The following is a 22707-nucleotide window of genomic DNA, read 5'->3' as shown; positions in this document are numbered from 1 at the left end:
GTCGGCTGTAGGTGGTGAGTGGTCGTCAGTCAGGCTGGCGGCGGCTCACTGGCGGTACAGCGAAGTCGGTGTTCGTTTTCCGCGACCGTATTCCGCGCTTCACCGGTCGTCACGGCCCAGAGCCGTGCCAGGTGATCGAGTGTTCCGAGCAGATCGGCCGGAACGGCTGAGCGGCTTTCGGAGCGGGCGAAGGGGCCATCGGTTTCGAGCAGGACGCGTTCCGGCGGAAGCCGTTGGAGCAGCGGCACGGCTTTCTTCGACCGGACCATCGCCGGGTTGATCGAGAACCAGAGCCCTGCGTTGAGTGCATCGTCTACGGCGGCCAGCGGCCCGGTGTACCAGTGCAGGATTGCTGGCACGTGCGCTTGCGCGAGTTGGGCGATGGTCTCCCGCTCGGCGCCCCGGCTGTGGACGGTGACAGGTCGAGTTCGCAGCTGGGGGTCGGCCAAGATGGCCTCGAACACGCGAAGCTGTTGCTTGCGGGTTGCGACTCCGGCGCGAGAGAAGTCGAGTCCGATCTCCCCGATCCACGTGGCCTGAGGCAGGAGCCGGAGAAATCGAGCTAGATCGTGAGGGGATGCTGCTCCTGCGCGAAGCGGGTGAAAGCCCAGTGCGACATCGACGCCGTCCCGTCGGCCGAGGCGGGTGCGCAGCAGGCGGTACTTGCCGGGGTCCTCGGTCACCGCGATCACGTGCACGCCTGCGGCGCGGGCGTCATCCAGTACGGCGAGCGGGTTGTCGTAGGCGTCGATGTGGCAGTGGGTGTCGGTCAACACCGTGGTGGTCACGATCGAGACTCCACCAGTTCGGCCAGTGGGCCGCAGGCTCCGCTGGCGAGCCAGGTACGGAGCTCGGCGAGCCCACGTCGCCAAACACCGGTGAAGGCGGCGCGTTCGCCTTGTGGAAGGGGGCCGTTGCGTAGGACATCGCGATCCGGTCGATCCGCGAACGCTCCGGCGATTACGGCTCGCAGGTCGGCTCCGCGGCGGCTGCGGCGGTTGAGGAGGATCATGGAGTCGTCCTCGGCGAACACGTTGTATGCGTACTCGTCGTCGTCCCATCCGACGTGTGCCAGCGAGGCGCGGCGGATCAGGCAGGGGAAGCAGTATCCGCAGTTGCCTTGTTTACGGCCGACGTAACGGGCGGTCTCGGGATGCGAGCAGGAGACGCTCAGCGGGGCCAGGCGCCGCAGCAAAGCGGGGTTGCGGGACTCGGCGAGCATCTCGCCCTTCGTACGCAGCCGGTACGGGTTGATCACGCGGTTCGATACGCCGATTGCGGCGCTGGCCGTGGCGAGTAGGTGCATGAAGTGTGGGTGTGTCGTGCGGGTGCTCGCGCTGCCGACACGGGCTCGGGTGAGCGGCACGTTGATCCCGATGAAGCCGTTCTCGGGCAGATATACCGGCACGGCCGGTCCTTCGGCGGCGGCGAGGGCCATGGCAGCAGACAGGAAGAGCAGGGATCGGGATCGGGTGGTGTTCTCGCGTGGCCGCGGCAGAGGTCGGGCCTGGTGATTGTTCGGAGGCGCGGGACGTAGGTAGAGGCGCCGGGAGCGGATGCGTTCGGCGCCGTAGTGGTCGGCGAGTTCGTCGAGCAGAAGTTGTTGCGCGGTGGATGCTTGTCCGCCTTCGTGGTGGGACAGCAGGCACAGCCGCCGTTCGGGGTCCTCTTCGAGGAGATCGATGACGCCGCACAGTGAGTCGAGGCCGCCGGAGAACAGGCACACGCCGTCGACGCCGAGCCCGATCGGCCGCTCGGCGAGGGGGACGCCGGCCACACCGGCGAGGGGATGCTGGTTGGACTTGTAGGGCTGGATCTCCCAGTGGTCGCCGGTCAGAAACCGCAGGGCGGCGTCGAAATCGGCGTTTCGCCAGGCGGCGGTGGCCTCGACGGGGAGCTTGAGGGTGATGTCCCTGGTCCAGGAATCCGGCGTGCCGCGTCGTCGGGTGGATTTGTCGGCGCAGTACACGGCCGCGCCCAGCAGCAGGAGCTCGGCGGCGGCACGCGGCGGTCGCCAGCCCGTGAAGAACTCGGGACCGGCGTCTCCGGTTTGGATCGTGGCCGCAATCCGCCCAGGCGCCCAATCCAACAGCCGGACATCGTCGGACTCGGTCACCGGGGCGGTGAGATCCGTGCGAACCAGGTACATGGTCACTGCGCGTCTCCGTCCAGCCCCTGCAGGCCCTCGTAAGTCATGCGGACGGTGTCCTCGGCGATCTGACGTCCCTCCGGGCCAGCCCAGTCGACTGTGAAGGGGTCGTCAGGGATGCGTAGCGAAACCAGGACTTGGATGATTTGGCGCATTTCCTCGTCGGCTTGGCGCACGGCGTGCGGGTCGGTGATGCGGCTGAGGCGTTCGGCGATGACGGGAACCCGGTTGTAGACGTACTGGGCGAGGAAGATTTCCAGCAGGGTGGGCAGGTTCTCCCGCGAGACGGTCATCTCGGCGGTGTCGGTCAACTCGGTCCACGCATCGGCGTCGCCGAAGACCTCGTCCAGCACGTCGCACGCGGCGTCGCGGGCGGCTTGGGAGTCCAGGTCATCGCCGTCTCCGGCGATGAAGGTGATCAGTTCGTCGAGCACGTCGAATCGGTTTTGGCCGACGAGAGTGGCCAGTCCCAGCGAGGTCAGCGTGTTTTCAAGCCCGGTTCCGCCGACTCCAGCGAGCAAGGCTCCGAGGCGCTGGACGCCGCTGCGTCCGGCACGGGCACCGGCTGCAGCACCGCCGGCTCCTCCCAACACGGGAACGTGGCGGGCGAGTACTCGCTGGGCGCACGTGCGGGTGCTCGGAGATCCGGAGTTGAGCCCGCGCACATAGGACGCGGTCGCGTGTTTAAGTGGAGTCCACGCTCCGCCGCTGCCCGTGGTCCGATCAGCAGAGGTGCCCATCAGCGCCGGCCGCCGCGTCGTTGAGCTTGGCGCGCGGTGCTGATCACGCCCTTCAGGCCGGGGACGTCGCTGTTTTCCCACCGGTCCAGCAGAGCGGACACCATCGGATTCTCAGCTGGGAGGCGGAGGACGGCGTTGCCGGCCTGCCCGCGCGGGACCGCCTCGGGTGGAATCCTCATCAAGGCGTCGCAGATGGCCGACAGGGTGTCGGGCGCCCTCTCGGCGAGCTCAATCGCGGCGAGGAAGGCCGGACCGCCCGGTCGACGCGTCAGCACCTCCACCAAGGCCTCCACGAGTTGGACACGCTCGTCGTCAGGCAGCTTTCCGATCTCATCACAAGCGAGCCGCCGCACACCGGCGACATCGGTCTGCGCCCTGGTGAGCAGCTCCTGCAGGTGGGGAAGCAACCGCGTGACCGCGACGCCGAAAGCGAGCTTGTCGCGGGAATAAGTGAAGTACGGCCCTAGGTCCACCTCGCCAAGCGGAGGCTCCAGCCGCAGCCACGCCCGCACGTGCGTCTTGTCCGCCCACGCCCGCACCTCTTCGGCGACCTGCGACTGTTGGGCGGCCCTCCGCCCCTGTTTGGCCGCGGGTGATCGGCGGGCGCCTGAAGACTCGCCGGCGGTCTCGCCCTCGTCTGGGCGCGACGTGTCCCCTTCGTCGTCCGGTTCAGCCGCGGTCGATCCGACGCGTGCGATGGACTCTGCGGCCGCGAGCTCCGGGATCGGGCCGGGCAAGGCGAGTTGCCAGTCGAACAACCGCTGGAAGTCGCTGAAGTGTTGTTCCTCCAGAACCATGAGCTTCGCCAGCACAGGAAGGTCAAGGGCGATCTTCCGACGCTGCGCGCTGCGGTGCTTGAGCAACAGGTTGTTGAGGAACCGCTTGAGCTGCCTGGGATTCCCGCGCAGGCCACCTCCGAGTACCTCGGTGATGCTCGCCGCCCAGTTCAGGTCGCGCACCAGGTCGGGCGGTACATCGCCGAGGATCGCCCCGGCCACGCCGACGTTGAACGCCACCTGCAGGTTGCCCGCTTCGCGGCGACGGCGGGTCTCGGCCAGGACCTTGGCGAACTGCTCGTCGTCGAGGCGCAGTTCAGCCAGCAGCAGGTTGACGTAGGTGTCGGCCTCCGGCGCGGACAGCGGCGGGATGGCAACCTTGAGCTGCAGCATCTTCTCCAGATAGTCAGCACCGATTCCGGCGCCGTCTGGCCGCCGCAGCTGCGGGTAGCGCGAGTCGATGGCGGACTCCACGACCGCCTGGTTGGCTGCCAGGACGTAGGCGGTCTTGGGCGTGTTGAGGAAGAGCCGGATCGCCTCGAAGGTGTCAACCACGGTCTCAGGCAGGCACCGGTCGAGGTCGTCGATGAACACCACCACGGCGTCTACGTCTTTCAACGTCGTGACGACCTTCGCGAACTCCGCCCGGAACCGCCCAGCGTCCGTGATCGCCTCAGCTGTGCCGTTGCCCGAGACCGCCTGCTTTGCCTTGGGGTCTTCGAGCAGCTTGTTCGCCTCGCCCGCCGCCGCGTTCACCCCCGCCTTCGTCACATCCAAGACCTGCGGAGCCATGCTCGGATCCACGGCCAGAAGCGCGAGAGGAGCTGCGGCCTGGGCAGTAGCTACAGCGACCCGTCCGCCCCTGCGCCCCCACCGGCCGAGGCCCTGGGTGAACCTGCGGAGCCTGGTCACTTGCTCCTGCTGATCAGGATCGGCTCGTGCGTCGACCGCGTCGAGCACGGTTGTCATCAAGGCGACCTTGACGTCGTCGTAGTCCTCGTACTGCCAGGGGCTGAACTCGACGCACACGTACCGGGACCGCGATTCCTCGTCGTCGCGGATCTTCAGCAGCTCCTGCCGGGTGATCCGCATCAGGCTGCTCTTCCCGGAGCCCCAGTCCCCGAGCAGGCCCACCGTCAGTGGGAGCAGCCGCGGCTCGGTAAGCGCCACGAACAGGGTGTCCACCAGGAAGTCGAAGCCGAGGAGATCGATCTCGGTTTCGTTGTCCGCCCACATCGCCCTGCTCCGTCCGACACAGCAACTTGACGTATCCGCTCCTCGGTGGCCGCGGCCGAAGGCGGACATCGAGGATAGATCGGCGATCAGCGTCGATGGTCATTTGACAGACGTGTCGCGACGGACCACGTACTGTTACCGCCAGTTACGGAAGCGTGATCAGCAGGCTGCGATCATGGTACGGGCTGGCGGCCACTTGTTGGCGACCGCGCCCGCTCCGGCTCAAGAGCCTTCGCCGCGAGAGTTGCTTCGTCATCGACCAAGCCGCGTGCTCGGCGCCGCGGGTCGGTCCCGAATTCGCGCCTGGACTCGCCATCTGCGTTGGCAGCGGACTCAGTAACGCCTGGCCTGGATTGCTCGATCATCAGGCGTGGATCACACCGGCGTCGGGTGCGAAAAGCCGACTGCGTCACTCCTTCGAGTGACTGATCGTCGGATAGCTCTTGTGTGGAGCCGATTTTGTCGGTGGTCGCTGTTAGTGCTTGTCCAGTCGGCCTGATGCGTTGACCGGCAGAGCGGAGAAATGTCCATGACGTCAACGAGAAAGCTGCTCCACGCCGCTGATCTCCACCTCGACAGCCCGCTGCTTGGGCTGTCGGCCTATGAGAACGCGCCCGCTGAGGACATTCGCGGATCGACGCGTCGAGCGTTCGAGGCGATGGTCGATCTCGCGGTCGAGGAGCAGGTCATCGCCGTGCTGCTGGCTGGTGATCTGTTCGACGGAGAATGGCGCGACTACTCGTCTGGAATGTTCTTCGTGAAAGGACTGCGGCGCCTGCGCGAGGCGGACATCCCGGTCTTCCTGTTGCGTGGCAACCATGACGCCGAGAGTCACATCACCCGTACTCTTGAGCTGCCGTCGAACACTCGCGAGTTGTCCACTGCCCGGCCGGAGTCGGTGCACCGAGACGACCTCGGCATCTCCGTGCATGGCCAGGGTTTCGCGCAACGACGGGTGATGGAGAACCTGACCGCGGCCTATCCTGCGGCGGTCAGCGGGATGTTCAACATCGGGATGCTCCACACAGCGCTCGACGGTGCCTACGGACACGATCCATATGCGCCGTGCACCGTCTCCGACCTAGCTGGGCTCGGCTACCAGTACTGGGCGCTGGGCCACGTGCACTCCTACAAGGTCGTCGAACGCGAGCCGCACATCGTGTTCCCCGGCAATCTGCAGGGCCGCTCGGTCCGCGAGACGGGTCCGAAGGGCTGCGTGATCGTCGAGATCACCGACACCGCCGTCAGCTCGATCCGGCCGGTCGCGCTCGACGTGGTGCGCTGGACACGGGTGAAGGTGCCGATCAGTGGATGCCGTGACAGGTACGACGTGTGCGATCGGGTTGGCGTCGCCCTGCGTGCCACCACTGCGGAAGCCGGTGAGCGGCTCGTGGCCTGCCGAGTCGAACTGGAGGCGGACGCGGCGACGCAGTCGCTGGCCTGGCGGGAGCGGGACGCGCTCGACGCGGAGATCCGGTCGCTAGCTGGGGAGTTCGACCAGGTCTGGGTGGAGAAGGTGCGTCCGGTGACCGCGGAACGGGAAGTACTCGCCGCGAGCCTGGGGTCCGCGACCGGTGAGGCGCTGCACGCCGCGGCGACCGAGCTGATGAACGACCCGGCCCGGTTGCGCGAGGTGCTGACCGACGCCGGGCTGACGACTGGCGTGCTCCAGGTGTTCCGCGACGGTGAGGTCGATCTGCACGATCCCGGTTTCGGACGCAGGCTGCTCGGGGAGGCGCTCGACGAGCTGCTGGCACACCTGCATCCCACCCGAGCCGACAGCACCGACCAGCGGAAGGCAGGCCTGTGAGGCTCGCGTCTCTCGAGTTGATCTGCTACGGAATCTTTGAGAACCAGCGTCTCGACCTCGCCGAGCCCGGCCTGCACGTGGTACGCGGTGCGAATGGCGCGGGCAAGTCGACGATCGTGAACGCGATTCCCGACCTGTTGTACGGGGTGCCGTGGCAGTCCGACTTCACCTTCGCGTTCCCGACGACGAGCCTGCGGCTCAGCGCCGAACTGGTCGACGAGTCGGGCAGCTCGCTGAACATCGTGCGCCGCAAGGGGCGCAAGCACACCCTGATGACGCCGGACGGTGAGCTCGCCGACGAAAGTAAAGTGACCGCGCTCGTCGGCGACCTGACCCGTGACGAGTACATGTCGTCCTTCGTGCTCAGCCAGGATGAGCTACGCAAAGGTGGCGCTGCGATCGCCGCCGGCAGGGGACATCTGGGCGAGCTGCTCTACCACGCCCGTGGCCTTGCCGGGCCGGCCGCCCTGCTCGCCGAGCTGGCCAGACGCAAGGACACCATCTACCGGCCGCGCGGCCGCAACCTCGACCTCAATCGCGCGGTGGACGAGTACAAGCGCAGCCGCGACCACCTGCGGGACAGCGTGGTGCGACCTCAGGTGGTGGTCGACCTGACGGCCGAGATCAAGCAGCTGCAGGAAACCGTGGACCGAGAACACCAGGAGCTGCTCCAGCTGCGGCCTGAGCAGAAACGGTGGATCACCGCCCGCGCAATGCACCCCGTCCTGCTACGCAGGCGCCAGCTGCTGAAGGAACTGAGCGAACTCGCGGACGACGGTCCGGTGGTGGCATCTGCGGTCCGTGACGAGCTGGCGAAGATCCGGGCGATTCTGCGCGAGTCGGCGGCGGCGATGAAGTCTGCTGACGACGAGCTCACCCGGATCAGCGACAGGCTGCGGGAGCTGGTCGTCGACTGCCGAGTGCTGGAGCACGCAGACGAGATTGAGCTTCTTGCAGGTCAGGCGCATTCGCAACAGGAAACTCGCGACCGGCTCGCTTTGCTGACTCTCGAGCTGGAGCCTGCCGAGCAGGAGCTGCGTCTGGCGTTGGCACGGGTGCCGAAGTGGTCCCAAGAGGACGCCGCTGTGGCCGACATCCCGGACGACGTGCCGGTCGAGGTGTCCCGCTTGGCCGAGAAGCACCACAACCTCGGCGACGAGCTGGCGGAGGCCACCCGCGAGGTCAAGGCGCTACGGGAAGAGTGCGAACAGCTCGACCGTCGGCTCGCCGAAATGCCAGAGCCGCCTGCCACGACAGACCTGCAATCAGCGATAGTCCACGTGCGCGGCCAAGAGGTGTCGGACAAGCAGGTGGCACAGGTGCGCGCACAGCACCGGCAGGCAATGGCGAAGGTCGCGCGCGAGCTGGAGAACCTGCTCGCCGATGTGGACGTCGAGCAGGTGGCAAACCTCGCATTGCCGCTCAAAGCCGCCACCACCGCCCTGGTCCGGCGGTTCGACAGCCTGGCCGAGCGCGAACGAGACCTGGCAACGCGGCGTGCGAGCCTCCGCAAGCGCACCCGCAAGAACAAGCTCGCGCTGGACGGCGTACTCGCCGGAGACCCACCACCCACCGAGGACGAGCTGGCGTCTGCACGCGGCGACCGGGACACCCGGCTCGACGCACTGGCCGCCGGCAACCCCACGAGCCGGCTCACGGTCGTACGTGAGCACGTGGCTCGGACTGACCACATGGCGGACCGCATGCGCCGGGAAGCCGACACCGCGGCGCGGCGCGCAAGCTACGAGCAGGCCCTGTGCGTCGATGCCGACGATGCGGCCGAGCTGACCCAACTAGAAACATCCTGCAATGACGAACGCGCCAGCCTCGATGAAAAGTGGCGCGAACACTGGACGGCGGTTTGCCTATCGGTACCACCCGAGGTCCATGAAGGCCTTGAGGTCCTCGCCCGCCTGACCCAGGCTCGAGACCACGCGAGCGCCGCCGCCGATCACGAGACTCGCGCGGTGGAACTGTCCACTGTGGTCGAAGAGAACCGCCGGTTGCTGCGGCAGGTACTCGCAGACACCGGTCACGAGACGGACCCCAGCACCCCTCTGAGCCGCTTGCTGGCGCTGGCGGACGCCCAGTTGACCGCGCTCGACGATGCCGCCCGCGAGCACAGCGACGTGCGCCGCGACCGCCAACAGCTGGACAAGCGAATCACCCAGGCCGCCCGGCGGATCAAAAAGGCCGAGGACGACTTGGCCGCGTGGCGGTTGGCATGGGACGTGGTGCTCGCCCGTGCGGGCGTCGAGGATGCGGATCCGCACAATGCCCTCACCCTCGTCGAGGATCGCTTGCGTTGCCAACGCCTTGCCACAAAGGTCGCCCACCTACTTGCGGAACGCGACCAACTGACGGCGCGCGTGGACGAGTTCAGCGCGCACGTGCTGGAGTTGGTGAGCCATGCAGGCATCTCTTCGGTGACAGATGTCGCCTTGATGCTGACTCGGCTCGTGAGTGCTTTGCGCGCCCAGCAGAAGACCGCCCATACACAGGCGGTGCTGCTTGAGCAGCAGCAGACCGCGGAAGGCCTCCATGCCGCTGCCACCGCCTCGGATGAGGCAGCGCGCGCGGCACTTGGCGAGCTGCTGGACCGCCACGACCTGCCCGACGAGGTGGCGCTCGAGCAGGCACTCGGCAGAGGCGACCGGCAAGCCGATCTGGCCAAGCAACTCGACCAATGCGCAAAAGACCTCTCCAGCTCTGGCATGGAGACCGAGGCGCTCGAGGCCATGATCGATGAAAAGGACCTCGCCGAGATCGAGCTCATTCTGTCCAATCTGGACAACGAGATCAATTCACGGCAACAGCGCAAGGACGAAGCAACTCAGCTCTTGGGCACACGCAACGCCGAGCGGAACGCCTACGACACCAAGGCCCCGGTGGCCGTCGAGGCGGCCCAAAGCACGGCGGAACGCCGTGCTGCCGTCGAGGGGTTCGCCGAGGAGTACCTGCGTGTGCACCTGGCAGAACACCTGCTGCGCGGCGAGCTGGAGCGCTACCGTGCCGAACACCAGGACTCTGTGCTGCGCCATGCCGAGACGTTGTTCAGCACTCTGACCATGCAGGAGTACCCGCGTCTCGAGGCTACCTACGATGACCGTGACACCCCTGTCCTGCTTGCGCACCCGTCCCACGGGTCGCCACGCCGTGTTGACCAGCTCAACGAGGGCGCGCGCGACCAGCTGTACCTTGCCCTGCGCCTCGCCACCCTCAAGGACTACGCCACCCGCCACCGTGGCATGCCACTGCTGCTCGACGACATCTTCATGACCTTCGATGACCGCCGAACGCCGGTCGGCCTGGAGGTCCTCGCCAACCTCGTGGACGATTTCCAGGTTGTGGTGTTCACCCACCACGACGCCGTCGCCGAGATCGCCTCACGTTCGTCCACAATCCGGGGAATTGTGCATGAACTGCCGTCCGTTGCGTGAGGTCAGGACTTGCTGCTGACACCCCTCCGTGGCTGGACACTTCAACCTGGAGCGAGACACCGAGAACTGTGCCCGCTCGGGTTGCTGGAGCAGGGCCATGAACGCCGCGAAATAGGATCCCGCGCTTGCTCCGGGACCGGACACCCTCAGGGTGTTGTTGCACAGGTGCTTTCGTCGGGCCGCTGTGGTCAGGATGACGCCGTCCGGTATCCCTGGGCTCGCCCACCCGTTGCTGGCCTGGCACGAGTGATTCGGAGCGATTTCACGACGGGTATGGGCACGGTGCGTGATGGCACTGGTGGTGCGTCGAGCGCGGTGCTGCAGAGGGGGTGTAGCGTGGTGCCATCAGTCATGGTTCCGAAGTACCGGTCGCCCGTGATCACGTGTCACGGGCGTTTTGCTGTTCAGCGTCTCCGCGGGCCATGGCGGATCACCTCCGGCTCCGCATCGTGCGGGTGCCGAATCTTGGTTGGAGTGCACATGGCCACCGGAACCGTCAAGTGGTTCAACGCTGAAAAGGGCTTCGGCTTCATCGAGCAGGACGGCGGTGGCGCGGACGTGTTCGTCCACTACTCGAACATCGCCGCCCAGGGCTTCCGGGAGCTCCAGGAGGGTCAGAAGGTCTCCTTCGAGGTCACGCAGGGCCAGAAGGGCCCGCAGGCGGACAACGTAGTTCCCGCCTAGTTCTTGCTCAGCCGCTGAATAGCGGCGTGCGTGAACGAACACCAAAGCCCGCCGGTTGGGTCCAACCGGCGGGCTTTGCTCGTGGAGCTGTGGGCGTCACTGTGCCGGGTGGCGGAGGGGTGAGCCGGCGTCGTGCAGGTGGCGCAGTACTTGGGCGTAGGAGTGGCGCAGGGTGGTTTTGCTGTAGGGGATGCCGTGTCGGAGGCAGAAGTTCTCGACGAGGGGTTGCGCGTGCCGCAGGTTGGGGCGGGGCATGTGCGGGTAGAGGTGGTGCTCGATCTGGTGGTTGAGGCCGCCGAGCAGGGCGTCGACCCACCGGCCGCCGGTGACGTTGCGGGAGGTCAGCACCTGCTTGTGGAGGTGGTCGAGCCGCTGACCCTCGGTGATGATCGGCATTCCCTTGTGGTTGGGTGCGAACGAGCAGCCGAGGTAGACGCCCATGAGGCCTTGGTGCACGGCGATGAAGACGATCGCCTTCGCCGGTGACAGCACGAGGAACACCGCCGTCAGGTACGCGATCATCGGCAGGATCTGGAGTGCGGCTTCGCGCCACGGGTTGCGCAGTTCGTTGCGGCACAACGCGATGAGGCCGGAGATGCGCAGCACAGCGGCTTCCGCCAGCAGCAGCGGGAAGAACAGCAACGCCTGGTGTTTGGTGATCCACCTGTACAGGCCGTGTTTTCGAGCAGCCTGCGCGCGGCTGAACGCGAGGGCGTGGATCTCGATGTCCGGGTCGTGGTCCTCGTGGTTGGGGTTGGCGTGGTGGCGGTTGTGCTTGGCCACCCACCACTGGTAGCTGATGCCGGTGAGGCTGCCGTGCAGGTGCCCGACGACGTTGTTGTTGCGGTGACTGCGGAAGATCTGCCGATGTCCCGCATCGTGGCCGATGAACGCCAGTTGTGTTGAGGCCACGGCCAGGACGGCTGCCGTGACCAGTTGCCACCAGGAGTCGCCCAGCATCGCGAACGTCACGGCGATCGCGCCGAGCAGCAGCGCGTTGACCGCCATCCGCAGCAGGTAGTAGCCGCGTCGGCGGTTCAGCAGGCCGGCGGCCTTCAGTTCCTTGGTGAGGCGGGCGAAGTCGCTGCCGCGAGAGCGGTCAGCCGTGTCTGTCAGGACGTCGTGCGTTGAGGTCATGTACCTGCTCCGGGGGTGGCTGCGGTGAGCCGTTGTGGGTTTCACTTCTCGGCTTCGGTGTCCAGGCCGGGTTCGTCCGGTCCGGACTCTTCGGGTTGGCTGGTGTGCACGTCGGCGGGTGACACGTGTTCGTCTGCTTCGCTGCGCAGGGAGCGGATCGCGGAGTTGAGCACGGCCAGCAGGGGAACGGCGAGCAGTGCGCCCGCGATGCCTGCTACGAGCAGGCCTGCCGCGATGGCCAGCACCACCGCCAGCGGGTGCAGCTTCACCGCGCGTCCCAGCAGGAATGGTTGCAGGATGTGGCTTTCCAGCTGGTTCACGGCGATGACGATGATCAGGACGATCACCGCGGTCAGGGGGCCGTTGGCGACGAGTGCGATGAGGACGGCGACGGCACCGGCCACCACCGCGCCGAAGATGGGGACGAACGCGCAGATGAACACCAGCGCCGCCAGCGGAACCGCCAGGGGCACGCGCAGCACGGCCAGTCCGATGCCGATACCGATCGCGTCCACCACCGCGACGGCTCCGGTGGCGCGGACGTAGCTGACCAGTGCGGCGAGGCTGCGTCGGCCCGCGACGTCGACGCGCCTGCGCGGTCCGTCGGGAACGACGCGGAGGAGGAACTGCCAGATCCGGGGACCGTCGTAGAGGAGGAACGCGAGCGCGAACAGCACCAGCAGCATCTCGGCGAGGGTCTCGCCGACGGTCGCGGCGGTGGTGATGGCGCCCGTCGTGATGCCGGACTGGTTGTCCTGCAAGGTTTTCAGGATCCGGTCGGCGAAGTCGCGCAGCTGGGTCTCGCTCAGCTGCAGCGGGCCGTTGACGAGCCAGCCGGAGATCGTGTCGATGCTTCGGGCCAGTTGCGCTGCCAGGTCCGGCAGGCCGTTGACGAAGGTCACCACGACGAACGTCAGCATCCCGCCGAGCACGAGCAGTCCGCCGACCAGGACCAGCACGGTGGCGAGACCTCGGGGAACCCGGTGCGCCATCAGGAAACCAACGGCCGGTGCGAGCAAGGCGGCCAGCAGCAGCGCGATCGCGAGCGGCACGACGAGTGCCGCCAGCCTGCTGAAGATGACACCGATTACGTAGAGCGCCGCGACCACGACGAGAAAGCGCCAGCTCAACGCTGCGCTGACCCGCAGCACAGCTGGAATCGGGCTTCGTTCGGGCGGCACGTCACCGCGGTCGGTGCTCACCAACGCCTCCAGTGTCGATTTCCGACGCCGGGGTCTGGGGTCATCGGTGAGTCGGCAGGTGGCTGCCTGTCTCTGCTCGGATTCCCTGCCGCGCCGGGCGCAAACCCGGCTGGGACAGCAGGCGCTCGCGAACCACTCAGGTGCGTTGCTCGATCAACGGATGTGCTCGGGGATGTGGTCCAGCGCGCCCAGCACGTGCACGGCGAGAGCTCGCGAGGATTCGGCGCTGAGCTCGGAATGCTCGGTCAGGGTGTCCTGAACCAGCTTGAGCCTGCGCTCGTACAGGGACACGTAGGTCGATGCTGTCATCTCTTGTTCACTCTCTCGGTTGTGGTAATCGGGTCTGGAGGGCGGTCGAGGAGAACAGGTCCTCGACGGTGTCGGTGTTGTCGCGGTGTGCGGCGCGCATCATCGCGTCATGTGCGGCCGCTGAGGGCGTGTCGGGGGGAACGAGCAGCAGGGTGAGGCGGTGCCGGTCTGCTGCGATCAGGTCCACGGTGTGGGCGGGCCTGGTCCGGAACCCGTCGAGCCGGACCCGGATGCCGTCGGCGGTTATGCGGCGGGGCGCGGTGTCCCAGTCGCTGAGGTGGTAGTTCACTCTGGGGATCTCACCCAGCCGGACGTTCAGCACTGCGAGCAGGGCGGGCAGTTCGGTGGTGAGGTCGTGGGAACGTGGCCACCAGGCGCCGTCGACGTATCCCGTGGCAGGCGCCTGCGGCCGCAACCGCAGTCGCAGCGGAGACCGGGGCTGCTGTTCGTCAGCGTCGGCGGCCCTTGGGGCGGTGGATCGGTGAGGGACCGGCGTCATGCCGGACTCCAGTCTCGGCCAGAGAAAACTGCCGGTTCAGGTTTCGTCGAGTACGACTTGAGCTTGACCGCTCAGGTGCGAGATGTTCTCGACAAAATCAACCATACACCGTTTCAGTTGTGATCGACTGAAAAGTCTCGCGTTGTTCGTGTCGTCGGTGGGCATCCGCGAAGCCTCAGTCGCGAAACCGCCGATCGATCCGTTTTTCCTGCTAGATGCCCTGTTGTGGGGTGGATGCGGGACGGCGCTGTTGCTGCTCGGCGGCCGAGGGGTTGCCATCGCCGGATTCTCATGTGAATTTCAGGTGATAGTGCGCGCAGATGCTATAGAGTATGAGAGAGATTATTTCGACGTTTTCAGGTTTGAGGCTGAGGGCAGCTTCCCGCTCGCTCGTCGGGCAGTCGGTTCGTCTTGGTCATGAGGAGAGATTTCAGTGAGCACCGTCAGTGACAGCGCATGAACGCAACTCCCGAAGATGCTTCAGTGATCGCACAGCGACTGCACCTCGCCGCCGGCTTCCACTCGTCCGAACGCGACTGGGTCGTGGATCGCCTGGCCGCGCTCGGTTCCCGTCTGCGGTCGTACCGCGACGACGAGATCGAACTGGAGATCAGCCTCAAGGACCGCAAGGGCGTCGAGCAGCGCGTCATGCTGCAGTGCTGGATCAACCACGGCCATCGGTTGCACCTCGTCGCCACCTCGTCCCAGCGAGAGCTTCCCGCAGCGCTCAACGAGGTCCGCGACGAACTGATCCGTCAGGTCGGCGAGACCAAGACCCGCACCGAGCCGCGCAGCAACCGCGCGCTGCGCTCCGTCCCGACACCACCCGAACTCGGCTAGCGGCACAGGCATCGGTCGGTCCGGCAACGCCCCGACATGTGCCATTCAAGTGTCCGTGAGCCGAGTAGGCACCTTCCGCAACATGACAGCGTCGGTGGACGAACTCGATTTGATCCCTGCTCGCGATCCCGGTCGTGCTCGTACTCGGCTTCGCGGCTTCGTCCGCTGGGGTTCTCCACTGCCGATCCATAATGGACGATGCGGAAGAGGCGGCATGCCATGAGGTCGCGAGGCCGTCCTCACGAACCGGAGGAGCTGCCCGCCGATGATCGCTCCAAGGGGCGTCAGGGCGCGCAGGAGATGACACGCACACGCTGATCCCTGCTGCCATTGTTGCCCTTCGCCACGGCGTTGACATTCGACCCCGCAGCTGGAGCAGCGTAGGATGGGGTTACCGAAGGCATGTCGTAGCACCGGCGGTCAAGCTGGTGCCGCCTTGGGCGCATCAGGAAGCCCGGCTGGTTCAGCTGGAGGCGGGAGCGCCGAGATGACCTCGGATCTGCTCTGCACTACTGCGGCGTTGACCGTGCAACACGGTCTGAGGCTGCCATTGAAACCAGACGCGATGTCCGACAGGCACTTTTCCGGCGGCTGGCGACCGTTGTCGACCGACCCGGCCATCGATGTCCCTGCGCTCGTCGCTCCGGCCAAGCGACCCTGGTGACACCGGAGTCGTGCTCAAGACCGGCTCCCGGCTTGTAGGGGGCAGCCCGGTGGCGGACGTCCTGGGCGCGCTGTCGGTCCGCATCCATGGGCAACTACTCGTCCACCGTCAGTATCACCGTCGCCCGGTCACACGCGCCACCTTCGCCTCCGTGGCCGGGGCCCGCAGGCCGATCGCCAGCACCGTCATACCTGAGCAGCTACTGCGCTGCGGGCAGGTGGCGAATCAGGCCAGGACGGCGACGCGCTGTGCGGTCGAACAGCTCGAGATCTGCGAGATGCGGCGTGTGGTGTCGGCGGGATTGGGTTCGTCGGATGTACAGGTCGCGGAGTTCTGGGTATTCCCGGGTGTGCAGTCGTCAGTTCGATGATCGGGGCGAGCTCGATGCGGTCGAGCCTGAACGTACACATGGAGACGGTGCGCGACATGCGGGCGATGGCGTGGGAGTCAGTGCAAGCGCGGAGCCGTGCCCAGCGTTTGCAACGAAGGGCGGACGACCTCAGTAGCGAAGCGACGCACTGACTTCAGTCTCGGGGCGTCCTGCGGCCGCCGTTCAGGCTTCGAGTGTGAACGGCGGTGTGCGGCGACTTCTGCTCCCACTACACCGATCCCACGTGCGCTCGCCACTGCGGCCGGATCGACATCTCCGCATGACTGGTCTGGGGCTTCGGGAACCTCCCGAACGACTTCGCTTGTCCCGCAAGGGAGGTGCCACAGAGGATTCGTGCGACCAGGATGAGGTGTAGGGTTGCGCCTGTGGGGCAGATGCGCTTTCGCACTTCCCAATCCCTCGCGCCGTGTAGTCACTTCGGCTTCAGCACGGGACGCGAAGAAAGCCGGAACCATGAGAAACCAGAACATGTCGCGTCCCGAACCGGTGGACGAGCTGTTCAGTCACCCCGAAGAACACCACTCACTCGCAAAATCCGGTTCCCCCGACGAGCAGCTGTCCTGCGTGAACCTGTTCCTCGAACCTGTGCAGGCACCGCGGAGTACAACCTGAAACGCCGGTAAGTCATTGCCCGGCAACAGAGGCGCACACTCCACAAAGGATCGGAAGGCGCATGCCCGACACTCGTGAAGGCGTGGCAATCGTCGCCCAGCGCCTACACCTCGCCACCGGATTTCTCTCATCCGAACGCGGCTGGGTCTCGGAACGCCTGGCTGCGCTCGGCCTGAGGTTGCGGTCATTCCGCAACGACGAGGTCGATCTGGAAATCAGCCTGAAGGACCGTCAGGGCGCAGAGCAGCGAGTCACCCTGGAATGCTGGATCAACTGCCGGCTCCGCCTGCACTTCATCGCCACGTCCTCGTCGCGCGATCTGTCCGCGGCGCTGGGCGAGGTTCGCAACGAGCTGATCCGGCAGGTCGACGAGGCCGAGAAGCGCACTGATCCACGCAGCAACCGCACACTGAGGTTGGTGCCCGGATTGCCCGACAGCGACTAGGGCCACGCGGCCGGCACGGATGCTCAGACGGTTGACGTCCGGACGTGCTGAGCGGGGCGGCGCAGGCACCCTGCGGCTGGCTGCGCATTCAAGCGTCGTCACCGCCAGGCCGGGGCGCAGTCCTTGCCTGCGGTCGTACCGCGACGACCAGATGCGCTGTGGTCGGTCCCTGCACCGCTCGAACTCGGCTAGAGGCGTGCTGGCGCGTGGTGCGGCTGTGTGCGGAGTAGCGTTGGAATCATCGATGGACCTGCAGGCGCAGAAGAACACCCCGTGACGGGTTCTGCTCGGGTCGGTGGGAGGATCCGAGCGGGCGCCGCCGTGGTGTCGGCCGTTCTCGTGCTGCTCGCGGCCGTCCTGGCGATACTGCTCGGTGTCTCAGAGGCTGGCGTGGCGCTGCTGGGTGTTCTCGCGTGGCTGGTCGCACTGGCGGCGCGACTGCCGGCGCTCGCCTCGGTTGGCAGGCTCCGAGATCCCGAACGCAGCCGCACGATCCTCGCGGCAACCTCAGCGGTCACGGACGAAGGCGTCCGGCTCGCGTTCGTGCTGGTCGTCGTCAGTGGATCCGCTTCCGCGCTTTGGGCGGGCTTCGGTTGGGCGCTGGCAGAGCTCGTTTTCGTCGTCGCCACGCAGCTGGCGCAGTTCAGCTGGCCCATCGGACGCCAAGCGGCGGAACAGCTGAGGTCGCAGGGCGGGTTCATCAGCACTCATCCCGCACATGGTGGTGTCCGCGGCATCACGGCGACCTCGTTCCACCTCGGCGCCACGCTGCTGCTGGCCGCGGGACCGTGGTGGGTGTTGGTCACCGCCTCCGCACACGCCGCGGTGAACCTGGTGTTCGCCCGATGGGCTCGCCGGCGACTGGTGTCAGTCGAACTCTTCAGCGTGGTGGTGAGCGCGGCCTTGTTGGCCGCCGGGCTGGCAGCTGCTGACTTGCCCTGAACGTGCGGAGAACGCACAACTGCCTCGCGAGACAGCTCCTTTGAGGCACAGAGGAACAGTTCACCTCCAGGAAACTCGCGCAACCGGTACCTACGGTTACGTAGGCGTAGGTTGGGGTGCGTCCAGGCCTGCGTGCCGGCAGCGGCCGGCGCGGTCGAGATCGACCTGTAGGAGCAGCGCATGACGACGACCGAACGGCTGACCGAGTGCGACATCGACGAGTTCGGCCGTGAGCTGGACCGGATCCGCGACGAGGTGATAGCCGCCCGCGGTGAGAACGACGCGCGGTACATCCGGCGGGTGATCGCCGTCCAGAGGGGCTTGGAGGCCGGCGGGCGGGCGTTGCTGCTCGTGTCGATCCTGCCGCCGGCCTGGCTCGCGGGCACTGCGGCACTGGCCACCGCCAAGATCCTGGAGAACATGGAGATCGGCCACAACGTGTTGCACGGTCAGTGGGACTGGATGTGTGATCCCAAGATCCACTCCACCACCTGGGAATGGGACTTCGCGACACCGGCGAAGGCGTGGCAGCACTCGCACAACTTCGTGCACCATACGTACACCAACGTGCTCGGCAAGGATCGCGACATCGGCTACAGCGCATTGCGCATCCACCCGGAGCAGCCGTGGCACCCCGTGTATCTCGCGCAGCCGTTCTACAACGTCGCGCTCGCGATGTTCTTCGAGTGGGGCATCACCATCTACGACGTCGAGCTCGAACGTGCTTGGCGTGGCGAGAAGAGCTGGCGCGAGGCGCTGACCCAGTTGCGCGGTGTTCTCGGCAAGGCCAGCCGGCAGGTGATCAAGGACTACGTCGCGTTCCCGTTGTTGTCAGGGCCGTCGTTCCTGCCGACGCTGCTCGCGAACCTGACCGCGAACACGATCCGCAACGTGTGGACGCACACGATCATCTTCTGCGGCCACTTCCCTGACGGCACAGTGGTTTTCACCGAGGACCAGCTCGACGGCGAGAGCCGCGGCGAGTGGTACCTGCGCCAACTCGCGGGCTCGGCGAACATCGACGGCGGCGCGCTGTTCCACCTCATGACGGGCAACCTCAGTCACCAGATCGAGCATCACCTGTTCCCGGACCTGCCGAGCAACCGGTACGCCGAGATCGCGCCGCGGGTGCGCGCGCTCTGCGAACGCTTCGGTCTGCCGTACACGACCGGGCCGTTGCTACAACAGGCCACCAGCGTGTGGAAGCGCGTGCTGAGGCTGGCTTTCCCCGGTCAGGGCAGCCGTCAAGCCGCGCAGTGACGTGGTCGCCAGGCCGATGGAGGCGTCGCTCGCGCCGTAGGGAATCACCAACGTGTCGTCGTACAGCAGGGCGCCGCAGGAGTAGACGACGTTGGGCACGTAGCCGTCGCGTTCTGCGGCGGTGGGCAGCAGCAGCGGTTCAGGCAGGGTCGCCAGCACCCGTTCGGGGTGGTCGAGGTCGAGCAGGATCGCGCCCATCGAGTAGACCCGCATGGGGCCGACGCCGTGGGTCAGCACGAGCCAGCCCTCGGGAGTCTCGATGGGCGAGCCGCAGTTGCCGACCTGGACGAGGTCCCATGCTCGGCCGGGTACCTGCACGGGCAAGGTCGCGTTCCAGGTCCTGATGTCGTCGGAGGTCACCACGGCCGAGCTCTCGCCGTCGCCGCGCGTCAACGCCGCGAACCGGCCTCCGATCTTTCTGGGGAACAGGGCCATGCCCTTGTTGCGAGCGGCCGAGCCAGTCGTCTGCGTGATGTGGAACGTGCGGAAGTCCTTGGTCTGCAACAGCTGTGGCGCGACATCGACACCGTCGTAGGCGGTGTAGGTGGCGTAGTAGGTCTGTTCGCCGTCGTCGTCGGTGAAGCGCACGAATCTGGCGTCCTCCATGCCGTGGCGTTCAGACGGGCCGGTCGGCCAGAGGACCCGCCCGCTGATGACGGTGTCGTCCGGGAACTGCGAGGTGTAGTTGCACGCGGCGATCCACCGGATCAGCTCGACTGTTCGGTGGGCTTCCTGGCGGGCGACCAGGGTCGGGTGCAGGTCCGCCAGCACCATGTCCAGTTCGGCGCCGGTGAACCGTGCGGGCAGCCACCGGTTCAGCACGGCGGAGACCTCGTCGTCGTGGCCGAACTCGGCGAGCTTGCCCTGGAAGAGGCTCTTTTCGTACACCGCCTGCTGGTGCAGACCGGTGGTGACGACGTTCGGTGGCGGGTCGACGGTGAGCGCACCGCCCGGAGCGAGGACTCCGGTGCGGAAGCCGATCGAGGACAGGTGGCCCTCGCCGATGCCGCGCACACTGAGCACGAACCTCAGCTGTCCCGATGCCATCCCGCTCTGGTCGGGGTGCGCGACCATGGAGGGGTTGCACAGTGCGGCGCCCTCGATGGCGTACTCGTGGGTGAAGTAGGCGCCGATGAGCAGCCGGCGGGACTCGGACAGCTCGACCCCCGCGGCCAGGCGGTGGCTGACGCTCGCGAAGTGGTCGGCGAAGATCGCCCGGACGTCCCGGTGCCTGCCCGCGAACATGAGGACCGTGCGATCCAGCGCGGCGCACACCGTCGTCTCGTCCAGTGCCATCACCCGCCGGATCACGGCCGCGGATCGCGACTCGTGTTCGGGTCGCTCCTCTCCCGGCACGAACAGCTTGGCGATGACGCGGCGCGGATCCGGTTGCAGCCGCAGCGCGGTGCGAGTGATGCCGGCGTTCATCCGGTGCTCCCCAGCAGAGTGCGGCCGTGTTGCAGGGTGGAGATCAGCGCCAGCGTCGACTCGGCGCCCTGGTTGCGGTTGGGGCCGTCGTGAGTGAGTCCGTCGTAGCCGCCGCCGGTCTCCTCGTCGCGCATCCGCATGCCGAGGTCGTTGTCGCCGTCGAACCACGCGACCGCGTGGCGGACACCGGCCTGCCACCTCAGGTCGCCGGTGACCTGGTGGGCGCGGGCACAGGCGTCGGCGAGCGCTGCGACCTCGAGGGGTTGCTGGTCGAACGCCGGGCGAGGTTCGCCGATGCACCAGCCACCTGCCGGGGTGGGTGAGAGGTGGACCTCGTGGGACTCGACGGTCAACAGCCAGTCGAGCAGTCGCAGGCCGTCATCGCGGACCTGGGGATCGTCGAGGAGCTGGCCCGCGGCGATCAGCGCCTCGGGCAGCACGGCATTGGCGTAGTACAACCGGTGCTCGGGCCACGGCCATTCAGGGACCGCGCGCGGTTCGCCGACGTGTGCGGCGACGTCACCGAGGAGCTTGGCGGCGAGAGCGTGGTCGGGAACCGCACCCAGCACCTCGGCGGCGCCAAGCGCCGCGAAGGACATCGACCGCACCGATGACGGCCGGCGATGGGCACTTCTTTCGAAGGCGGCCAGCGCTGCCTGGCGGATCCAGGGCACCGGGCAGCGGGCGGCCGCGGTGCCCAGCCCCCACAACGCGCGTCCCCACCAGTCACCCAACCCCGGCTCGTCCCGCCAGCCGCGGTCGGCACCAAGTCGGTTGTGGAACTGTCCGTTGTTGGCTTGCGCGTGAGCGGTGAAGGCGAGATAGCGCTCAACCAGGACGACCAGCTCGGCGGACAGCTCCGGCTCGCGGCACAGGACGACCAGGCCGCGGGCGACGTCGTCCAGGCAGTAGCCGTGTTCCCGGCGGGGCAGCGGACCGTCGGCGTGCTCGTACAGGCCCGTGTCGTCACTGAGCCGGAGCAGGTGGGCGAAACTCGGGCCGGTCACGTGGTCACGACGACTCGCGCGGCGAGCAGACGCTCTGCCAGACGGCGATACCGGTTCGCGACCGCCGACCAGCTCAGTGCCGGGGCGAGACTCGCCGAACGGTCGCTCATCCCTGCCGCGAGTCCTGGTTCGGTCAGCACCCGCCGCAACGCCGCGGTGATGGCGGCAGGATCGCGGTGGGGCACCAGCAGCCCGGCCCCGTCCGCCAGCAGCTCGACGGCGTGCGGGAACTCGGTCGCGACCACCGGTTTGCCCGCGGCCAGGGCCTCGATGAGCACGCCGGACGTGACCTGCTCGGACGAGTCGTAGGGCAGCAGGACGACATCGGCCTGGCCGACCAGTTCCGCCAGCGCGTCGACCTCGCGGTAGGTCGGGTCGAACTCGACCAGGTCCGCGACGCCGAACGCGGCCGCGCGGTTGCGCAGGTTCCTGCGGTAGGCCTCGCCCTCGTGCGCCAGCACCTTGGGGTGGGTCTGACCGGCCACCAGGTAGCGCGGCTTCAGGTCACGCAGCGGGCCCAGTGCCGAGATGCCCCACTCGATGCCCTTGCCGCGTCCCAGCAGACCCCAGGTGAGGATCATCGGTCGATCGGCGGACAGATCGTGAGCGGGTGGCTCGACGGGAAGCGCACCATGTGGAATCACGACGACCTCATCGGGACGCTCGACGGCGTAGCCGTCCACGAGCCGCCGCCGCGCGGCTTCGGACATGGTCACCACGGCGTCGGCGTACCCGACGACCTCTTCGAGCACCTGCCGCTGGCCGGGGGTGGGCGTGGTGAGCACCGTGTGCAGGACGATGATGACCGGGACCCGCAGCCGGGCGAGCACGCCGAGCACGTCCTCGCCGTCGCGGCCGGCGTAGATGCCGTACTCGTGCTGCACCACGACCATGTCGCAGCGGTTGAGCGCCTCGGCCGCGGCCTCGACCGCGCCGGGGGTCATCTGGTGCACCACTGGTGTTCCCGCTGCGGCGGCGGGTTCGTGATCCGGCTCTGTGAGAACACGGACCACCTTGCCCTTGCTGCCCGGCGTCACCGCGGTCAGATGATGCAGCAAGGCGGCGGTGAACGTGGCGAGTCCGCATTGCGTGGGTGGATACGTGCTCAGGAAACCGTACGTGCGAAGCACAAAGGC

General features: G+C 67.1%; 19 protein-coding genes. 8 read left to right on the top strand and 11 right to left on the bottom strand.

The features are described from left to right. Positions 1–29: 29 nt before the first annotated feature. The 4 genes from ACFOWZ_RS07280 to ACFOWZ_RS07265 all read right to left on the bottom strand — a co-directional run bounded on the left by ACFOWZ_RS07280 (position 30) and on the right by ACFOWZ_RS07265 (position 4901). Complete coding sequence (locus ACFOWZ_RS07280; RefSeq protein ID WP_382370439.1) at positions 30–788, bottom strand: TatD family hydrolase; 759 nt, start codon at positions 786–788, stop codon at positions 30–32. Then, positions 785–2149 (bottom strand): Qat anti-phage system QueC-like protein QatC, encoded by a 1365-nt coding sequence (gene qatC, locus ACFOWZ_RS07275; RefSeq protein ID WP_382370472.1) that lies wholly within the window; start codon positions 2147–2149, stop codon positions 785–787. The genes ACFOWZ_RS07280 and qatC overlap by 4 nt, the downstream gene beginning before the upstream one ends. 2 nt (positions 2150–2151) lie before the next feature. Further along, positions 2152–2670, bottom strand: a complete 519-nt coding sequence (locus tag ACFOWZ_RS07270) for a hypothetical protein (RefSeq protein ID WP_382370437.1) — start codon at positions 2668–2670, stop codon at positions 2152–2154. Between the two features lie 218 nt (positions 2671–2888). After that, on the bottom strand, positions 2889–4901 hold the full coding sequence (locus tag ACFOWZ_RS07265; RefSeq protein ID WP_382370435.1) for a KAP family P-loop NTPase fold protein: 2013 nt from the start codon (positions 4899–4901) through the stop codon (positions 2889–2891). 529 nt (positions 4902–5430) lie between these two features. On the opposite strand from ACFOWZ_RS07265, the gene ACFOWZ_RS07260 reads away from it, so the two are divergent. The 3 genes from ACFOWZ_RS07260 to ACFOWZ_RS07250 all read left to right on the top strand — a co-directional run bounded on the left by ACFOWZ_RS07260 (position 5431) and on the right by ACFOWZ_RS07250 (position 10835). After that, positions 5431–6711, top strand: coding sequence for a metallophosphoesterase family protein (locus ACFOWZ_RS07260; RefSeq protein ID WP_382370433.1), 1281 nt, complete (start codon positions 5431–5433; stop codon positions 6709–6711). Continuing rightward, complete coding sequence (locus ACFOWZ_RS07255; RefSeq protein WP_382370431.1) at positions 6708–10151, top strand: AAA family ATPase; 3444 nt, start codon at positions 6708–6710, stop codon at positions 10149–10151. The genes ACFOWZ_RS07260 and ACFOWZ_RS07255 overlap by 4 nt, the downstream gene beginning before the upstream one ends. Before the next feature lie 480 nt (positions 10152–10631). Continuing rightward, the gene (locus ACFOWZ_RS07250) at positions 10632–10835 is read left to right on the top strand and encodes a cold-shock protein (RefSeq protein WP_089927059.1); all 204 of its coding nucleotides are present in this window, start codon (positions 10632–10634) and stop codon (positions 10833–10835) included. A 96-nt stretch (positions 10836–10931) separates the two neighbouring features. On the opposite strand, the gene ACFOWZ_RS07245 is transcribed toward ACFOWZ_RS07250, so the two are convergent. The 4 genes from ACFOWZ_RS07245 to ACFOWZ_RS07230 form a co-directional block, all read right to left on the bottom strand. Further along, the gene (locus tag ACFOWZ_RS07245; RefSeq protein WP_382370428.1) at positions 10932–11972 is read right to left on the bottom strand and encodes a fatty acid desaturase family protein; all 1041 of its coding nucleotides are present in this window, start codon (positions 11970–11972) and stop codon (positions 10932–10934) included. 41 nt (positions 11973–12013) lie between these two features. Further along, positions 12014–13174 (bottom strand): AI-2E family transporter, encoded by a 1161-nt coding sequence (locus tag ACFOWZ_RS07240; RefSeq protein WP_382370426.1) that lies wholly within the window; start codon positions 13172–13174, stop codon positions 12014–12016. A 153-nt stretch (positions 13175–13327) separates the two neighbouring features. Continuing rightward, on the bottom strand, positions 13328–13483 hold the full coding sequence (locus ACFOWZ_RS07235) for a DUF6307 family protein (RefSeq protein ID WP_176946910.1): 156 nt from the start codon (positions 13481–13483) through the stop codon (positions 13328–13330). Between the two features lie 7 nt (positions 13484–13490). Continuing rightward, complete coding sequence (locus ACFOWZ_RS07230) at positions 13491–13982, bottom strand: DUF5994 family protein (protein WP_382370424.1); 492 nt, start codon at positions 13980–13982, stop codon at positions 13491–13493. Between the two features lie 483 nt (positions 13983–14465). On the opposite strand from ACFOWZ_RS07230, the gene ACFOWZ_RS07225 reads away from it, so the two are divergent. The 5 genes from ACFOWZ_RS07225 (at position 14466) to ACFOWZ_RS07205 (ending at position 19136) form a co-directional block, all read left to right on the top strand. Then, entirely contained in the window at positions 14466–14822 is a 357-nt protein-coding gene (locus tag ACFOWZ_RS07225) for an HPF/RaiA family ribosome-associated protein (RefSeq protein WP_245744155.1), read from the top strand. A 713-nt stretch (positions 14823–15535) separates the two neighbouring features. Then, on the top strand, positions 15536–15856 hold the full coding sequence (locus ACFOWZ_RS07220; RefSeq protein ID WP_382370422.1) for a hypothetical protein: 321 nt from the start codon (positions 15536–15538) through the stop codon (positions 15854–15856). A gap of 694 nt (positions 15857–16550) precedes the next feature. Next, positions 16551–16934 carry an HPF/RaiA family ribosome-associated protein gene (locus ACFOWZ_RS07215; RefSeq protein WP_382370420.1) on the top strand — a complete coding sequence of 128 codons (384 nt, stop codon included), beginning with the start codon at positions 16551–16553 and terminating at the stop codon, positions 16932–16934. A 273-nt stretch (positions 16935–17207) separates the two neighbouring features. Then, positions 17208–17876 carry a hypothetical protein gene (locus tag ACFOWZ_RS07210; protein WP_382370418.1) on the top strand — a complete coding sequence of 223 codons (669 nt, stop codon included), beginning with the start codon at positions 17208–17210 and terminating at the stop codon, positions 17874–17876. Positions 17877–18056: 180 nt separating this feature from the next. Beyond that, positions 18057–19136 carry a fatty acid desaturase family protein gene (locus tag ACFOWZ_RS07205; RefSeq protein WP_382370416.1) on the top strand — a complete coding sequence of 360 codons (1080 nt, stop codon included), beginning with the start codon at positions 18057–18059 and terminating at the stop codon, positions 19134–19136. Here ACFOWZ_RS07205 and ACFOWZ_RS07200 read toward each other — a convergent pair. Genes ACFOWZ_RS07200 through ACFOWZ_RS07190 form a run of 3 tightly spaced genes read right to left on the bottom strand, consistent with a single transcriptional unit; the run spans position 19056 to position 22701 of the window. Beyond that, a complete protein-coding gene (locus tag ACFOWZ_RS07200; RefSeq protein WP_382370414.1) occupies positions 19056–20564 on the bottom strand; it encodes a glycoside hydrolase family 130 protein in 1509 nt (502 codons plus the stop codon). The two genes, ACFOWZ_RS07205 and ACFOWZ_RS07200, sit on opposite strands and share 81 nt — an antisense overlap. After that, positions 20561–21571, bottom strand: coding sequence for a hypothetical protein (locus tag ACFOWZ_RS07195; RefSeq protein ID WP_382370412.1), 1011 nt, complete (start codon positions 21569–21571; stop codon positions 20561–20563). The genes ACFOWZ_RS07200 and ACFOWZ_RS07195 overlap by 4 nt, the downstream gene beginning before the upstream one ends. Beyond that, positions 21568–22701 carry a glycosyltransferase gene (locus ACFOWZ_RS07190; RefSeq protein WP_382370410.1) on the bottom strand — a complete coding sequence of 378 codons (1134 nt, stop codon included), beginning with the start codon at positions 22699–22701 and terminating at the stop codon, positions 21568–21570. Before ACFOWZ_RS07190 ends, ACFOWZ_RS07195 begins: the two co-directional genes overlap by 4 nt. Between the last annotated feature and the right edge of the window lie 6 nt (positions 22702–22707).

Origin of the sequence: Lentzea rhizosphaerae (genome assembly GCF_042649515.1) — a bacterium.
Lineage (GTDB): Bacteria > Actinomycetota > Actinomycetes > Mycobacteriales > Pseudonocardiaceae > Lentzea > Lentzea aerocolonigenes.
Note: the sequence above shows the minus strand (reverse complement) of the source record. Positions and strands in the feature narration are given on the sequence as shown.

Excerpts from the sequence above, each read along its gene's own strand:
- qatC (WP_382370472.1), bottom strand. The coding sequence starts at position 2,149 with ATGTACCTGGTTCGCACGGATCTCACCGCCCCGGTGACCGAGTCCGAC.
- ACFOWZ_RS07265 (WP_382370435.1), bottom strand. The coding sequence starts at position 4,901 with ATGTGGGCGGACAACGAAACCGAGATCGATCTCCTCGGCTTCGACTTC.
- ACFOWZ_RS07260 (WP_382370433.1), top strand. The coding sequence starts at position 5,431 with ATGACGTCAACGAGAAAGCTGCTCCACGCCGCTGATCTCCACCTCGAC.
- ACFOWZ_RS07250 (WP_089927059.1), top strand. The coding sequence starts at position 10,632 with ATGGCCACCGGAACCGTCAAGTGGTTCAACGCTGAAAAGGGCTTCGGC.
- ACFOWZ_RS07245 (WP_382370428.1), bottom strand. The coding sequence starts at position 11,972 with ATGACCTCAACGCACGACGTCCTGACAGACACGGCTGACCGCTCTCGC.
- ACFOWZ_RS07235 (WP_176946910.1), bottom strand. The coding sequence starts at position 13,483 with ATGACAGCATCGACCTACGTGTCCCTGTACGAGCGCAGGCTCAAGCTG.
- ACFOWZ_RS07230 (WP_382370424.1), bottom strand. The coding sequence starts at position 13,982 with ATGACGCCGGTCCCTCACCGATCCACCGCCCCAAGGGCCGCCGACGCT.
- ACFOWZ_RS07215 (WP_382370420.1), top strand. The coding sequence starts at position 16,551 with ATGCCCGACACTCGTGAAGGCGTGGCAATCGTCGCCCAGCGCCTACAC.
- ACFOWZ_RS07205 (WP_382370416.1), top strand. The coding sequence starts at position 18,057 with ATGACGACGACCGAACGGCTGACCGAGTGCGACATCGACGAGTTCGGC.
- ACFOWZ_RS07200 (WP_382370414.1), bottom strand. The coding sequence starts at position 20,564 with ATGAACGCCGGCATCACTCGCACCGCGCTGCGGCTGCAACCGGATCCG.